Genomic DNA, 14,796 nt, shown 5'->3' with positions numbered 1-14,796 from the left:
AGCCCTCGCCGGTCGGCAGTTACATCTACCATCGATAGGCGATAATTGTCGATGTTGTTGGGTGAGGCCACAGATGCACACGAACGGGCAGGGCACGGAGACCTACGAGACGATGCTGGGGCCGGCGCAGTCCTCGCCCTTCGTCCGGCCGACCACGCGCATGGTGGAGGCGCTGGCCGAGGTGAGCGCGGCCACCGCGTGCGCCAAGCTGCACCAGATGGGCATCACGCGCACGTTCATCGACGGCCCCGTCCCGCTGCACCGGGAGCCGGACGTGCGGATCACCGGGGGAGCGGTGACGCTGCAGTTCCTGCCCCAGCGCGAGGACGTCTTCTCCGGCGGCGAGCAGGAGGACGCCGAGCGCAGGACCGCGCTGTGGGCGGTGCTCGAGACCATCAGGCCGGGTGACGTGCTCGTCGTCTCCGCCCAGGCCAGCCACTTCACCGGCTGTCTCGGCGACATGCTGGTCCGCTACTTCAAGCTGCGCGGCGGGGCGGGGATCGTGGTCGACGGCCGGGTCCGCGACGCCGCGCGGGTGCGCGCCCTGGGCGTGCCGATCTGGTGCACCGGGGTGACCCCGCACTACGCCTCGCAGACGGAGCTGTTCCCGTCGGCGTTCAACGTCCCGGTCGGGGTGGGCGGCGCGCTGGTGACGCCCGGCGACCTCATCGTCGCCGACGAGGACGGCGCGGTCGTCGTGCCGCAGCGCAGCGCGGTCGCGCTGGCCGAGGACTCCCTGCTGCACCAGGACCGCGAGGAGTTCGCCCGCCGCCGGCTGGACGAGGGCGGACGGCTGTCCGACTACTACCCGCTGACCGGGGCCGGCCTGGAGGAGTACCTCGCCGGCCGCGACGCCGGCTGACCGGCCCGCCGAAGGGTGGACCCGCGGAGGGGGGCGGGTTCACCCCGGGACGGCTACGCCTCCAGCAGTTCGGGCGGCACGAAGCCCTCCTCGGCCAGGCGGTGCCACAGCTCCGGCGGGATCTCCGTCCGCGCGGCGGCCGCGTTCGCCCGCACCTCCGCCGCCGACCGGCACCCCACCACGACGGAGCCGACGGCCGGATGCAGGTACGGGAACTGGATCGCCGCCGCCGCGAGCGGCACCCCGAACCCGGCGCAGATCTCCCCGCACCGCCGCGCGCGGGCGAGCACCTCGGCGGGCGCCTGACGGTAGTGGAACATGGCGCCGGGCCGCGGGTCGGCCAGCAGGCCGGTGTTGAACACGCCGCCCACGACCACCGTCGTGCCGGTCTTCGCGCACAGCGGCAGCAGGGTCGTCAGCGCGTCGTGGTCCAGCAGCGAGAACCGTCCCGCGATGAGGACGACGTCCACGTCGAACTCCGCCACGTACGCCGCCAGCGGCTCGCAGTGGTTCATGCCGAAGCCGATCGCGCCCGCCAGGCCCTCCTCGCGGATCCGGCGCGCGGCGGGAAAGCCGGTGCGGCGCACCTCGCCGGGGAAGTCGTCCGGATCGTGCAGGAACAGGACGTCCACCGACGGGCGGCGCAACCGGCCCAGGCTCGACTCCAGCGACTCGCGCAGGCCGCGCTCGGTCCAGTCGGTCACGACCCGCTCGCCGGGCCGCAGCAGCCAGCCGGCCTTGGTGGAGATCACCGGCGCGGCGCGGCCCAGGCCCTCGACGGCCCGGCCGAGCCGCTCCTCGGCCAGCCCGTGGCCGTAGCGCGGCGCGGTGTCGAAGTACGTCATGCCCTCGGCCGCGGCGGCGGCCACGGTGTCGGCCGCGTCCCGCTCGGTGACGTCGCGGAAGAGGTTGCCGATGGGCGCGGTGCCCAGGCCCAGCCTGGGCAGGACGACGGTCATCGCGCGACCTCCCACGGCGGGGTGGCGTAGCTGGGCCGTTCGGCGCGCAGCGTCATGCTCAGCGTCAGCCGCACCTGGGAGGCGGCCGGCAGCCGCACGGCGACGTACGGGCCGCCGACCGGCCGGGGCGCGTCGTCGTCCGCGCGGGCCGTGTCGATGCGGTGCTCGGCGAACGCGCCGCCCTGCACCACCAGGGAGCACGGCGCGCCGCCGAGGTTGACCAGCTCGATCACGGTGTGGCCGGGATCGATGGCGGAGACCAGCGCGGCCACGTCCGGGGGCAGGCCGGGGCGGCGGCGCCCGGCGTCGAAGTAGCGCACGTGCATCTGGGCCAGGCCGCCGTTGTAGAGCACCTGCGGGGAGCCGGTGGTCAGTTGCAGCAGCGCCTCGGTGACCACCGGGTTGCGGTCCTGCCAGTCGTGGATGCCGAACGCGTCGGGGCCGACGGCCGGGTCCACCGGGTCGTTCTCGATCGACTCGAGCCGCTCGGCGCAGGAGTCGGCGGCGCTGCGCAGCATACGCTCGGGGAAGCCGGGGTTGCGGCCGGCCAGGTACTCGTACCAGGGCTCCTCGTGGCCCGACTCCTCCTTGGTGCGCTGGGTGTGCACCGCGCTCCAGTCCCAGCTCGACGCCGCGCGCAGGCCGTCCACGCGTTCGCGGTCGGCGTCGTCGCGGCTGAACTGCCACAGGGCCACGGGAAGCTGGGTCGGCATGACGTTGTGGTCGAACCAGCCGGAGTCGTCGCGGCGCATGGGGGCCAGCAGCGTCGGCTCGCCCTCCAGCCCGCGCAGGTGCGGACGCCAGCGCTTGGTGATCGTGGACACCTCGCCGGGACGCATGGGCGCGGCGTGGCGGAGCACCACGTCGAGCGGGTTGCGGGCCAGCTCCAGGTAGGAGCGGTCGCCGGTCAGCAACATCGCGTTGCTCGCGCCGACGATCGCGGCGGTGCCGACGGGCGGCAGGCCGTGCGGCCACGACCAGCCGTAGTGGCCGCCGTACCAGCGGCCGTCCAGGTGCTCGCCGACGATCCCGTGCGCGCCGGCGTTGTCCGGGACGACGTCGCGGCCGGCCAGGCGCTCCCGCCAGGCGTCCACGTACCCGGTGACCCACGCGGCGTGGCGGGGGTCGCCGCCGAGCAGGTAGGCGTTGGTGACCAGGCCGGTCGCGGCCAGGTTGACGATCGTGTCGCCGCGTCCCATCCGGTCCCACATGACGCGGCCGTAGGCGCGGGCCCGCTCGGGGTCGGCGGCCAGGTCGTCGAAGGGCGCGGCCTCGTCGATCCAGTCGAGCGGCAGGCCGTAGGGGCGCAGCGCCAGGCTCCACGGAAAGTAGGCGTCGTCGTCGGCGAAGCCCCAGCGCGGGCCCGCCGCGCCGTTGTGCGGCGCGCGGATGACGCGGTGCTCGGCGTCGTAGTTGGGGCCGCCGGGCAGGTAGAGGTCGGCGAAGCGGGTGGCCAGCTCCCGCAGTTCGCCGTCGTCCGGCTCGGCGAGGCAGAGGCCGTAGAACAGCAGCATGCCCTCGCCCTGGTGGAACCAGTCGTAGCCGCGTTCGAAGCCGTCGACCAGCATGCCCATCTCCGCGAGCTGGGCGGTGACGCCCCGCCAGTGCCGGCGGGCCGCGGCGAGCACGTCGTCGCTGCCGCCGAGCAGGTAGAGGGTCGGCCAGTTGAAGAACGCCTCGTAGAAGTCGTCCACGCCGTCGCGGCCGTCGAGCCCCTGCCCCAGCGTGTCGCGGAACACCAGCCGCCCGTCGCCCTCGGTGTAGCGGTCGGCGAAGATCCGCCACGCCTTGTCCTGAACGGCGAACAGCTCCCTCTGCAACTCCGCCCACGGGGGCGGGGTGGTCAGGGTGCGGCTCGCCCGCAGCGCCGGCGGGAGTGAGTTGCGCATGGAGAACACCAATCGTTCATCGATAGCCGATGACTAGAATCTTCATGAGCCCGAATCGGCATGTCAATACTGGCGAAACGTACGGAGACGATGTGATCGACTGCCATGTCCATCTTTGGGATCTCGAAGGCGGATATCCATGGATCAAGCCGGGCACGCCGCACCACCGGGTGTTCACCCCGGAAGACCTAGCCGAGTCGGGCGCGGGCCTGGAACTGACGGGCGCGATCCTGGTCGAGGCCTCGCGCGGCGACCACGAGGAGAACGTCCTGCTGCGCGACCTGCGGCTGCGCCACCCGGACCTGCTCGCCGGACACGTCGGCAACCTCAACTCCTGCGCCGGCCTCGGGCCGCCGGGCCTGACCCGGCTGCTGGCGCAGACCCGGCCGAACGGGATGCGGCTCGGCGGCGGCTCCTGGGACGCCATCCCCGCGTCCGCGCGGGAGGCCGTTCCCGTCCTGGCCGAGCACGGCGTCGCGCTCGAACTCAACCTGCACCACGCCGCTCTCAGGACGGCGGCCGAGGTCGCCGCCCGGCATCCCGGGCTCACCGTGATCGTCGACCACCTCGGCAACCCCGCCAACCTCCGGACCGCCGCCCCGGACGACTGGCGCGAGCAGCTACGCCTGGCGGCCCGCGTGCCCAACGTGATCCTCAAGATCTCCGGCCTGCTCACCCAGCAGCACGGCGTGCCCGAGCATCAGGTCGCGGACCTGGTCGCGGACGCCGTCCAGACGCTCGGCCCCGGCCGGTGCGTGCTCGGCTCCGACTGGCCGATCTGCCTGCCGCGCGGCTCCCGGGCGCGGTCGCTGCGGCTCTCGCTCAGCGGCCTGACCGGGCTGGACGAGGCCGAGCGCCGGCAGGTGCTGCGCACGACCGCGGAACGCGCCTACGGCCTGGCCGCCCAGGTTTGACAACGATCGCGCATCCCTGCTTCGATGCGACGGTTGACGATCGATAAGCGATGATTGGTTGACGATGGCGCACTTCGACCTTCCCCTGGACCAGCTCGAGCAGTACCGGCCGGCCCTGCCGGAGCCGGCCGACCTCGACGCGTTCTGGGCGAAGACGCTCGCCGGGACCGACGGTCCCGACCCGGCGCCGACGGCCGAGCCGGTGGCCAACGGGCTGGCGACGATCGACACCTTCGACGTCACGTTCGCCGGCTTCGGCGGCCACCCCGTCCGGGGCTGGCTGCACCTGCCGGTGACCAGGACCGGCCCGCTGCCCGCCGTGGTCGAGTACCTCGGCTACGGCAGCGGGCGCGGCGTGCCCCACGAGAAGCGGCTCTGGGCGTGCGCCGGCTACGCGCACCTCGTCATGGACAGCCGCGGCCAGGGCGCCGACACGCCCGACCCCGACCCCGCGTCCGGCGACGTCGCGGCGCCCGGGTTCCTCACCCGCGGCGTGCTCGACCCGGAGCGCTACTACTACCGCCGCCTGTACACCGACGCCGTGCGCGCGGTGGCGGCGGTGCGCGCGCACCCCGCGGTGGACCCGTCCAGGGTCGCGGTGACCGGCACCAGTCAGGGCGGCGGCATCGCCCTGGCCGTGGCCGGCCTCGTCCCCGACCTGCTGGCCGTCCTGCCCGACGTGCCGTTCCTCTGCCACTTCCCGCGCGCCGCCACGTTCACCGACCAGCCGCCCTACTCCGAGATCACCCGGTACGTGAAGCTGCACCGCGGGCACGCCGACACCGTGCTGCGCACGTTGTCCTACTTCGACGGCGCCACCCTCGCCCGGCGGGCCACGGCCCCGGCGCTGTTCTCCGTCGGCCTGATGGACCGCATCTGCCCGCCGTCCACCGTGTACGCGGCCTTCAACCACTACGGCGCGCGCCACGACCTGCCCGCCGCCGACAAGCAGATCAGCGTGTACGCCTTCAACGACCACGAGGGCGGCGGCTTCGAGCACGAGGCGGTCAAACTGACCTGGCTGGCGGAGCGGATCAGGAGTTCATCATCGATACCTGCTGGGCGATGAACGATTATCATGAATCGAGGGGGACGCGACAGCGCATGATGGGGACTTCATGGCATCGACACGGCAAGTGAGTGACTTCGCCTCCAGGCTGGCCACGAGCAAGGATTCGGTTCGCCCCACGCTCATCTCCGATCGGGTGTACGAACTGCTCCGCCAGGCCATCGTCGAGGGCGACCTCGCACCCAACGACCGCGTGGTGGAGTCGGAGATCGCCCGCCGTCTCGGTGTGAGTCAAGCGCCGGTTCGCGAAGCGGTCAAACAACTCGCCCGCGAGGGCCTGCTCGTGCACGTGCCGCGGCGCGGCAACTTCGTCGTCGAGATCTCCACCCAGGACGCCGAGTACGCCCGCCAGGTGCGCGAGCCGCTCGAACGGCTGGCCGCCACGATGGCCGCCGAGCACATCACCGACGAGCAGGCCGCCGAACTCGACGCGATCGTCGACCAGATGCGCGAGGCGGTGGCGGTCAACGACGTCGGCAAGTTCCGCGACATCGACATCGCCTTCCACACCGCCGTCGTCCAGATCGCGGGCAACCCGTTCCTGACGCGCATGTGGGAGGTCCTCGAACCGAACCTGCGCGCGCTGCGGGCCATCGCCGACCCGCTGTTCGAGGGCGACTGGCGGGCGATGACCGACGAGCACGGCCGCCTGGTCACGCTGCTGCGCGACGGCGACGGCGCGCGGGCCGCCGACGCGTTCGCCGACCACGCGGCGGGCCGGGCCCCCGTGCCCGACCGCCGCGCCCGCCGCAAGCCCGCCGCCCGCTGACGGCGGGCGCTCGTCCGGCCGTGCTCAGCCGGAGGTGACGGTCGCGGGCTGGGCCGACAGCAGGCTCTGGGTCCAGCCGGTGGTGTCCACCGCGCCCTGCCCGATCAGGTCGTCGCCCACGCCGTCGTAGGGGTCGCGGTCGAGGTAGCGATGAATCGCGCCCTCACGGTGGCCGTAGTAGACGCCGCCGCCCGGGGACAGCAGGTGGTCGAAGACCTGCCAGGTGGAGTCGCGGAGCTGGTGACGCTGCCAGGACCCGGCGCCGTTGATCCGGTAGGAGATGAGCTGCCCGTCGGCCGTCGTGCCGAGCAACCAGTCCGGCCCGGTGGCGGTGAGGGTCTTGAGCGTGAACCCGGTGCCGACGAGGGTGTTGCCGGTGATGTCGGCCAGGGCCGGTTTGGCGGCCGTGACCGTGTAGCGGCGCAGCGTCCCGCCGGCGATGCCGAACAGGTGGCTCTTGCCGTCGTAGGCGAGCAGATCGTGCGTCCAGCCGCTGCCGAGCAGGATCGGCGGCTCGAAGATCAGGCTGTCGCCGTTGGTGCGGACGTCGACGCGGTAGAGCGGCCCGTCGGGGTCGTCGCTGGTCACCAGGATGGTGTTGAAGTTCAGGGTGGCCATCGCCTTGGGGGTGAAACCGAGGGTGGCGGTGGAGACGACCGCGCCGTGCGTGCGCCGCCCGGTGGCCGCGTCGATGGCGGTGTAGGTCAGCCGGCCGTCCGGCAGCGTCCCGTACACCGAGGCGCGGCCCTCGGGGGCGGAGCAGTTGCCGCTGGTGACGTTGCGCCAGGTCTGGTTGTTGGACTGGCCGTAGGTGACGCCGTCGAAGGACGGCCTGACCCGCTCGGAGCCCGCGTACCCCCAGGAGGCCGAGCCGTTGCCGTCGCTGTCGTAGCCGAGCTCGAAGTGCAGGTGCGGGTGGCCGTTGGAGGTCTCGCCGGTCTTGCCGACCTTGCCGATCACCGTCCCCCGCCCCACCTTGGCGCCGACCGACACGGCGCGGGACTGCAGGTGGATGTAGGTGGTGTAGTAGCCGCCGCCGTGGTCGATCTGGATCAGGTTGCCGGCGTTGGCGTGGGTGTAGGACTGGTTCACCGTGCCGGCGGCGGGGGCGACCAGCGTGGCGCCTTCGGTGCCGTGCTGGTCGGGCTCCTTCACCATGTCCAGCGCGGGGGCGTGCGCCCAGGTGTCCAGCCGCCAGTCCTGGCCGCACGGGAAGGGCAGTTGGAGAGCGGGCGCGGCCATCGTCCGGCTCGCCGCGGCGCCGGATGTGCCGGTGGCGAGCGTGCCGGCGACGAGCGCCGCGGTGACGACGGTGCGTAACAGAAGGGCTGGGGACATGACGTTCCTCCAGGGAGCTCAGGCCGGAGACCGGCCATACACGATGCTGACCTGGCAGTGATCGATGCTCCGGCCGTCCGCGATGTTCCGCGGACTTCACTGACCCTGTCAGCGCCTCACGACGCCGACCGTAAAGCATCGTGGTATAGCCGGGGTATGGCGCGGTTCTCCTGGTGCGCCGGCCGGGTTCTCACGCCTGGCGCCGGGACTTCCGCGCCTCCCAGGACCAGCCCCCCGTGATGAGCATGATGACGGTGAGCGTGATCGACGCGAGGTACCAGGTCTCGTCGTAGAACAGGCCCGTGACCACCCTCCAGGCCACGGCCAGGCCGTCGAACGCGAGCGCCGCCGCGCCGCAGCCGGCGAGGAAGGCGAGCACGCCGACGATGACGGCGACGGTCCGGCCGGCCACCGGCGGTACGAACCGGGCGGCCTGCGCGCACAGTAAGCCGGTGAAGGCGACGTCGGCGAGCACGGCGGCTCCCAGGAGGGCGCTGCCCACTTCCTCGTCGATGGCGTCCTCCCACTCGTCCCAGGCGTAGCCGGCGAACGTGAGGCCGGCCAGGGCGAGCAGGAAGACGATCCCCAGCATCACCGCGACGCCGATGTGCTGCCATGCCCGGTTGGGGGCCTGCCCGGGGGCCCGCCGGCGCGTCTGCCCGGACGTCTGCCCGGGTGGGAGCACCCTGGTGCCGACCGTCGTGCGCTCCCGCACCGGCCCCGTGTCGCCGAGCATGGCCAGCGCCTGCTCGATGGTCGGCCTGCTGTTCGGGTCCTTGTCGAGCAGCCGGGTGATGAGCGGGGTGAGCCGGCCGGCCTGCCGCGGCGGCGGGGGCTCCTCCAGCATGACCGCGGTCAGCGCGGCCGGCTGGGTGCTGCGCCGGAACGGCGAGACGCCCTCGACGGCCTGGTAGAGCGTCACGCCGAGGGAGAACAGGTCGCTGGCCGGGTGCCCGTCGACGCCGCGCAGCCGTTCGGGGGCCATGTACTCGGGCGAGCCGATGAGCATCCCGGTGGCCGTCAGGGTGGTGTCGGTGGTGTGCACGGCGATCCCGAAGTCGGTCAGCAGCACCTGCCCGTCGCCGGAGAGCATGACGTTGGCCGGCTTGATGTCGCGGTGCACGATGCCCGAGCGGTGGGCGGCGGCGAGCGCCGCCAGCAGCGCCGCGGCCACCTGCGCGGCCCGGTCCACCGGCAGCGGCCCCCGGGCGTCGAGGTACTCGTGCAGCGACTGGCCGTCGACCAGTTCCATCACGATCCAGGGCAGGTCGTCGGTGACGATGTCGTGGATGGCCACGACGTTCTCGTGGGCCCGCAGCCGGACGGCGTTGCGCGCCTCGCGCGCGGTGCGCTCCAGCCGCTTGTCCTGCTCCTCCTGGGACATCCCGGGCAGCAGCCGCAGCTCCTTGATCGCCACCTCGACGTCCAGCACCGTGTCATGGGCCCGCCACACGCGCCCGAACCCGCCGGTCCCCAGGATGGTGATCAGCCGGTAACGTCCGCCCACCGTGTTGCCAGGCTGCGCCGCTGTCATGGCCGAACCCGCCCGTCTTGCGCCTCTACGACAGTTGATCAGGGTAATTCATCAGCCCGTCGCGTCGGGGTGTGCTTGACCGTTCTTCCCGGACGAGGAGCGTCTGACGTCGGGGGACAGGGCCGGTGAGCTGGAGCGTTATCTGACTGACGCATTTCGCCCGTTGACGGAGCTTCTTCGTTAACGGTTAACTGTCTCACCGTTAACCGTAAACGGGAGGTTTCGGAGTGCTCACCTCGAAAAGGCCCGCGCGTGCCCCGGCCCTGGGAGATCAGCTCGCCCAGGTGATGCGGGAGCAGATCGTCAGGCGCGTGCTGCGACCCGGGACACACCTCGTCGAGGACTCCCTGGCCGCGCAGTACGACGTGAGCCGGGGCCCCGTCCGCGACGCGTTGCGGCTGCTGGAGGCACAGGGGCTGGTCGAGTCCCGGCGGCGCGGCTTCTACGTCGTCGGTCTCACCCGGCGCGACATCGAGGACCTGTACGAACTGCGCGAGGCGATCGAGGTGGTGGCCGTGACCCGCGCGATCAGGCTGGCCACGCCGGAGCAACTGGAGTCCGGCCGCGCCATCGTGCGCGAGATGCTGACCGCCGCCGACCGGTCCCACGCCCGCGAGTTCGCCCACGCCGACCTGCGCTTTCACGCCCTGCTGTACGAGATGGGCGGCAACCGGCGGCTGGTCGACGTGTGGGAGGACTACGAGCCGCTGATCGCCAGCCTGATGCAGCTCACCGTCGAGGAGGACGTGGACCTGCACCCGTCCGCGCACGACCACGGGCGGCTGCTGGAGCTGATCGTCGCGGGCGAGGCGGGCCCGCTCGCCGACGAGATGCGCGCCCACCTGCGCGGCGCGCGCGACCGGATGGGGCACGCCGTCCTCGAGATGATCGAGGACGAGGCGCTCGCCACCGGTCAGGCCGGGGAGAGCGCCTCATGACCAGCCTCACCGACGACCGGCCCCCGGTCACCGGCCCGCCGCGCGCGAGCGGCGGCCGGCGGCGCACCCCGCGCGGCCCGGCCGCGCCGTCGCGCCGGCTGCTCTGGTTCGCGCTGCCCGCGCTCGCCTTCTACGGGTTCGCCGTCGTGGTGCCGACCTTCCGCGGCGGGGCGCTGGCCTTCACCGACTGGGACGGCCTGTCGCCCGGCTACGCCTTCGTCGGGTTCGACAACTTCGCGCGGATCTTCTCCACGGCCAGCTCGCTCGAGGCGCTGACCATGACGCTCGTCTTCGCGCTCGCCATCACGGTGCTGCAGAACGGCGTCGGGCTGCTGCTCGCGGTCGGCCTGCACACAGGCATCAAGACGCGCAACGTGCTGCGCGTGGTCTTCTTCGCCCCGGTCGTGATCACGCCGGTCGTGGTCGCGTACCTGTGGAAGTTCATGCTCACGCCGGACGGCGCGGTCAACGGCGCGCTGGAGGCGGTCGGCCTCGGCGCGCTGCGGCAGAGCTGGCTCGGCGACCCGACGTGGGCGGCCGTGTCGGTGGTCATGGTCGTGGTCTGGCAGCACGCCGGCTACTCGATGGTGATCTACCTGGCGGGCCTGCAGTCGATCCCGCCCGAGCTGAACGAGGCGGCGGCGGTGGACGGGGCCGGCGCGTGGCGCCGCTTCCGGTCGGTGACCTGGCCGCTGCTGGCCACCGCGACCACGATCAACGTGATGCTGACCATCATCGGCGGGTTCAAGATGTTCACCGAGGTGTACGTGCTGACCGGCGGCGGCCCCGGCGGGGCCACGGAGACCCTCTCCACGCTGCTGTACAAGTCGGCCTTCCAGTTCGACGAGTTCGGCTACGGCATCGCGCTCGCCCTGGTGCTGGCGCTCGTCGTGGCGGTGTTCTCGATCGCGCAGTACCGCCTGTCCAACCGCAAGGCGGTGAGCTGATGTTCCGCTACACCAAGGGCGTCCTCGCCCGCGAGGTCGTCATGCTCCTGGCCGCCCTCGTGTTCGTGCTGCCGGTCTACGTCCTGGTCAACCTGTCGCTGCGGCCGGCCGGCGACGTCTCCTCGCCGCTGCTGCCGGTGACCTCGCCGACGCTCGGCAACTACGTCGCCGCCTGGGAGCAGGCGGGCCTGGCCGGCGCGCTGCTCAACAGCACGATCGTGACGAGCGTCAGCGTGGTGCTGATCGTGGTCATCTCCTCGATGGCGGCCTACCCGCTGGCGCGGATCACGTCGCGGCTGTCGTCCACGCTCTTCTGGTTGGTGCTCGCCGGCATGCTGATCCCGTTCCAGGTGGCGCTCATCCCGCTCTACCAGACCATGCGCGACGTCGGGCTGCTCGGCTCGCTGTGGGCCCTGGTGATCTTCTACGCCGGCGCGCAGGTGCCGTTCTCGATCTTCCTCTACACGGGGTTCCTGCGCACGATCCCGAAGGAGTACGAGGAGGCCGCCGCGATCGACGGCGCGGGCTCGCTGCGCACCTTCCGCAGCGTCATCTTCCCGCTGCTGCGCCCGGTCACCGGCACCGTCGTCATCCTGAACGCGATCACCGTGTGGAACGACTTCCTGGTCCCGCTGCTCTACCTGAGCGGCACGCCGCAGCAGACGGTGACGGTCGCCCTGTACGCCTTCGTCGGCCAGTACGTGTCGAACTGGCCGATCGTGTTCGCCGGCCTGGTGATCAGCATCATGCCGGTCCTGGTCGTCTACTTCCTGCTGCAACGCCGGATCATCAGCGGGTTCGCGGGAGGGCTGAAGGGATGAGCGAGTTGCGGGCCCGCGAGCCCCGTACGGACGGGCAGCACGAGCCGATGGGCGTCGTCGCCGCGCCTGCCTTCTCCTGGCGGCTGGAGTCGGACCGGCGCGGCGCGCGGCAGCGCTCCTACCGCGTCCGGGTGCGGCACCTGCCGGCGACCGGCGGCGCGGTGCTGGCCTGGGACTCCGGCGTGGTGGTGTCGGAGAGCACCGCCGGCGTGCGCTACGGCGGCGCGCCGCTGGTGTCGTCGGCGGCGTACGAGTGGGAGGCCGAGGTCGAGGACGAGACCGGCGCGCGGACCACGGTCGCGGCCCGGTTCGGCACCGGCGTGGTGCACGCCGGTGAGTGGCGGGCCGCGTGGATCGGCCGCAACCCCGTCTACCGCCAGGTGGCCTCGCCGCTGCAGGACACCGACATCAGCTACACGGTCAACAAGCTGCAGCCGGTACGCCGCTTCGTGCACGGCTTCGACCTGGCCGCCGCGCCGGCGTCGGCGCGGGTGCACGCCTCCGCGAAGGGCGTCTACCGCCTCTACGTCAACGGCCGCCGGGTCGGGCGGGACGAGCTGGTGCCCGGCTGGACCGAGTACCGCACCCGGATCACGTACCAGACCTGGGACGTGACGGCCCTGCTGCGGCCCGGCCGCAACACCGTCGCGGCGCTGCTGGGCGACGGCTGGTACACGGGCTTCATCGGCACCGACCGGCGCCACCAGGCCCAGCACTACGGCACCGAGCCCGCCCTGCTGGTCCAGCTCGACGTGGACGGCGCCGACGGCGCGCGCACCTCGATCGTCAGCGGCGACGGGTGGAAGGAGTCGCCCAGCGACATCCTCTACGCCGACCTGCTGATGGGCCAGTACGAGGACTCCCGTCGCGCCGAGCCCGGCTGGCAGTCGCCCGGCCACGACACCTCGGCCTGGTCGGAGGCGGTGGTGACGTCCCGCGACACCTCGATGCTGGTCCCGGAGGCCGACCCGGCGGTCCGGGTGACCGGCCGGGTGCCGGCGCTCGCCGTGCTGCCGCGCGGCGGGGGCCGCTTCGTCGTCGACTTCGGCCAGAACCTGGTGGGCCGCGTCGCGCTGACCCTGACCGGCCAGCCCGAGGGCACCCGGGTGCAGCTCACCCACGCCGAGGTGCTCGACGAGCGGGGCGAGCTGTACACGGCGAACCTGCGCACCGCCGAGCCCGTGGACGTCTTCTGGACCGACGGCTCGCCAGTGCAGGTGTTCGAGCCGCGTTTCACCCTGCACGGCTTCCGGTACGCCGAGGTCGCGGGACTGACCGGCGAGTTGTCCCCGGAGCAGGTCGAGGCGGTCGTGCTGCACAACGACTTCGCGCTCACCGGCGAGTTCGAGACCTCCAGCGCGGACCTGAACGCGCTGGCCTCGAACATCGCCTGGAGCCTGCGGGGCAACTTCGTGTCGATCCCGACCGACTGCCCGCAGCGGGACGAGCGGCTCGGCTGGCTGGCCGACGCGCAGGTGTTCGCGCCGACCGCGCTGCTGCTCGCCGACGTCGCCCCGCTGCTGCGCCGCTGGCTGCGGGACGTGCGCATCGGCCAGTCCGCCGACGGCGCGTTCCCCGACATCTCGCCGCGCCTCATCCACCTGCGGGAGGGCGCGCCGGCCTGGGGCGACGGCGGCGTGACGGTCCCCTGGAACGTCTACCGCGCCACCGGCGACCTCGAGGTGCTGCGGGAGTCGGTGGACTCGATGGTGCGCTGGGTGCGGCACGTCGAACGGCACAACCCGGGCCTGATCTGGCGCGAGCGCGTCGGCAACGACTACGGCGACTGGCTGCAGGTCGGCGCGCAGACCCCGAAGGAGGTGCTGGCCACCGCCTACTTCGCGCACAGCGCGGAGCTGACCGCGCGCAGCCTCGCCGCGCTCGGCCGCGACGCGGAGGCGCGGGAGCCAGCCGAGCTCGCCGAACGCGTCCGCGCCGCCTACCGGGCGGAGTTCGTCGCCCCCGACGGCCGCGTGCACGGCGACACCCAGGGCGCCTACCTGCTCACCCTCGCCTTCGACCTGTGTGACGAGCAGCGGCGTGACGCCGTCGCCGCCCGGCTCGTCGAGGCGATCGAACGCCGTGGCGTCTCCCTCACCTCGGGGTTCATCACCGTCGGGCTCCTGTGCCCGGTGCTGACCGCGATCGGCCGCTCGGACCTGGCGTACGCGCTGGTCAACGACGACCGCTACCCGTCGTGGCTGTTCTCCGTGCGCAACGGGGCCACCACGATCTGGGAGCGCTGGGACGGCTGGACGCCGCAGCACGGCTTCCAGTCGCCCCGGATGAACAGCTTCAACCACTACTCGCTCGGCGCGGTCGGCGAGTGGTTGTTCACCGGCGTGCTCGGCCTCGGACAGACGCCCGATTCGGCGGGGTACGCGCAGATCCGGCTCGCGCCGCAGCTTCACGAGTCCCTCGACTGGGCGCGCGGCACGATCGAGACCCCTCGCGGCCGCGTCGGCAGCTCCTGGCGGCGCGACGGGACGGGCTGGTGCGAATGGTCGGTGGTCATTCCGCCGGGACCGGCCGCCGAGGCCGTGCTCCCGGCTCCCTCGGCGGCGACGATCACGGAAGGAGGCGAGGCCGTCACCCGTTCGGAAGGGGTCACCCTCCAGGCGGAGCAGCAGGGGCACACCTGGCTGCGATTGGAATCCGGAAGCTACCACTTCCGCTTTCCGGCCGGAGCGCCCGCCACGACGCCGATCCACTGATTCCCCGGGGGCTCCCGCCCCCTTCCTCCTCTGGAGTATAAC

Annotated in this window: 12 protein-coding genes; 8 read left to right on the top strand and 4 right to left on the bottom strand. The window is 72.5% G+C overall.

The window, feature by feature from the left end; all coding sequences use genetic code 11:
* Nucleotides 1-73 precede the first annotated feature (73 nt).
* Nucleotides 74-862, top strand: a complete 789-nt coding sequence (locus tag FAF44_RS10240) for a hypothetical protein (protein WP_237102828.1) — start codon at nt 74-76, stop codon at nt 860-862.
* Between the two features lie 53 nt (nt 863-915).
* Here the strand turns inward: FAF44_RS10240 and FAF44_RS10235 are convergent, their stop codons facing one another.
* Nucleotides 916-1,821, bottom strand: a complete 906-nt coding sequence (locus FAF44_RS10235) for an aldo/keto reductase (RefSeq protein WP_237102827.1) — start codon at nt 1,819-1,821, stop codon at nt 916-918.
* Complete coding sequence (locus FAF44_RS10230) at nt 1,818-3,710, bottom strand: hypothetical protein (RefSeq protein WP_237102826.1); 1,893 nt, start codon at nt 3,708-3,710, stop codon at nt 1,818-1,820. Before FAF44_RS10230 ends, FAF44_RS10235 begins: the two co-directional genes overlap by 4 nt.
* Nucleotides 3,711-3,802: 92 nt before the next feature.
* Here FAF44_RS10230 and FAF44_RS10225 point away from each other — a divergent pair, with 92 nt between their 5' ends.
* From FAF44_RS10225 to FAF44_RS10215, 3 genes are all read left to right on the top strand, one after another.
* Nucleotides 3,803-4,624 carry an amidohydrolase gene (locus tag FAF44_RS10225; protein ID WP_237102825.1) on the top strand — a complete coding sequence of 274 codons (822 nt, stop codon included), beginning with the start codon at nt 3,803-3,805 and terminating at the stop codon, nt 4,622-4,624.
* A 64-nt stretch (nt 4,625-4,688) separates the two neighbouring features.
* The gene (locus FAF44_RS10220; RefSeq protein WP_237102824.1) at nt 4,689-5,693 is read left to right on the top strand and encodes an acetylxylan esterase; all 1,005 of its coding nucleotides are present in this window, start codon (nt 4,689-4,691) and stop codon (nt 5,691-5,693) included.
* Nucleotides 5,694-5,760: 67 nt separating this feature from the next.
* Entirely contained in the window at nt 5,761-6,462 is a 702-nt protein-coding gene (locus FAF44_RS10215) for a GntR family transcriptional regulator (protein WP_237102823.1), read from the top strand.
* Between the two features lie 24 nt (nt 6,463-6,486).
* On the opposite strand, the gene FAF44_RS10210 is transcribed toward FAF44_RS10215, so the two are convergent.
* Together FAF44_RS10210 and FAF44_RS10205 are read right to left on the bottom strand one after the other, a co-directional pair.
* Complete coding sequence (locus FAF44_RS10210) at nt 6,487-7,800, bottom strand: M23 family metallopeptidase (protein ID WP_237102822.1); 1,314 nt, start codon at nt 7,798-7,800, stop codon at nt 6,487-6,489.
* A gap of 190 nt (nt 7,801-7,990) precedes the next feature.
* Nucleotides 7,991-9,334: a serine/threonine-protein kinase gene (locus FAF44_RS10205; RefSeq protein WP_237102821.1), complete on the bottom strand. Its 1,344-nt coding sequence runs from the start codon at nt 9,332-9,334 to the stop codon at nt 7,991-7,993.
* 227 nt (nt 9,335-9,561) lie between these two features.
* Here FAF44_RS10205 and FAF44_RS10200 point away from each other — a divergent pair, with 227 nt between their 5' ends.
* Genes FAF44_RS10200 through FAF44_RS10185 form a run of 4 tightly spaced genes read left to right on the top strand, consistent with a single transcriptional unit; the run spans nt 9,562 to nt 14,754 of the window.
* Nucleotides 9,562-10,272 carry a GntR family transcriptional regulator gene (locus tag FAF44_RS10200; RefSeq protein ID WP_237102820.1) on the top strand — a complete coding sequence of 237 codons (711 nt, stop codon included), beginning with the start codon at nt 9,562-9,564 and terminating at the stop codon, nt 10,270-10,272.
* On the top strand, nt 10,269-11,219 hold the full coding sequence (locus FAF44_RS10195; protein WP_237102819.1) for a carbohydrate ABC transporter permease: 951 nt from the start codon (nt 10,269-10,271) through the stop codon (nt 11,217-11,219). Before FAF44_RS10200 ends, FAF44_RS10195 begins: the two co-directional genes overlap by 4 nt.
* Nucleotides 11,219-12,040 carry a carbohydrate ABC transporter permease gene (locus FAF44_RS10190; protein WP_237102818.1) on the top strand — a complete coding sequence of 274 codons (822 nt, stop codon included), beginning with the start codon at nt 11,219-11,221 and terminating at the stop codon, nt 12,038-12,040. Before FAF44_RS10195 ends, FAF44_RS10190 begins: the two co-directional genes overlap by 1 nt.
* Nucleotides 12,037-14,754 (top strand): alpha-L-rhamnosidase, encoded by a 2,718-nt coding sequence (locus tag FAF44_RS10185; protein ID WP_237102817.1) that lies wholly within the window; start codon nt 12,037-12,039, stop codon nt 14,752-14,754. Before FAF44_RS10190 ends, FAF44_RS10185 begins: the two co-directional genes overlap by 4 nt.
* The last annotated feature ends 42 nt before the right edge of the window (nt 14,755-14,796 follow it).

This window comes from Nonomuraea sp. MG754425 (assembly GCF_021699195.1).
In the GTDB taxonomy this organism is placed as follows: Bacteria; Actinomycetota; Actinomycetes; order Streptosporangiales; family Streptosporangiaceae; genus Nonomuraea.
Note: the sequence above shows the minus strand (reverse complement) of the source record. Positions and strands in the feature narration are given on the sequence as shown.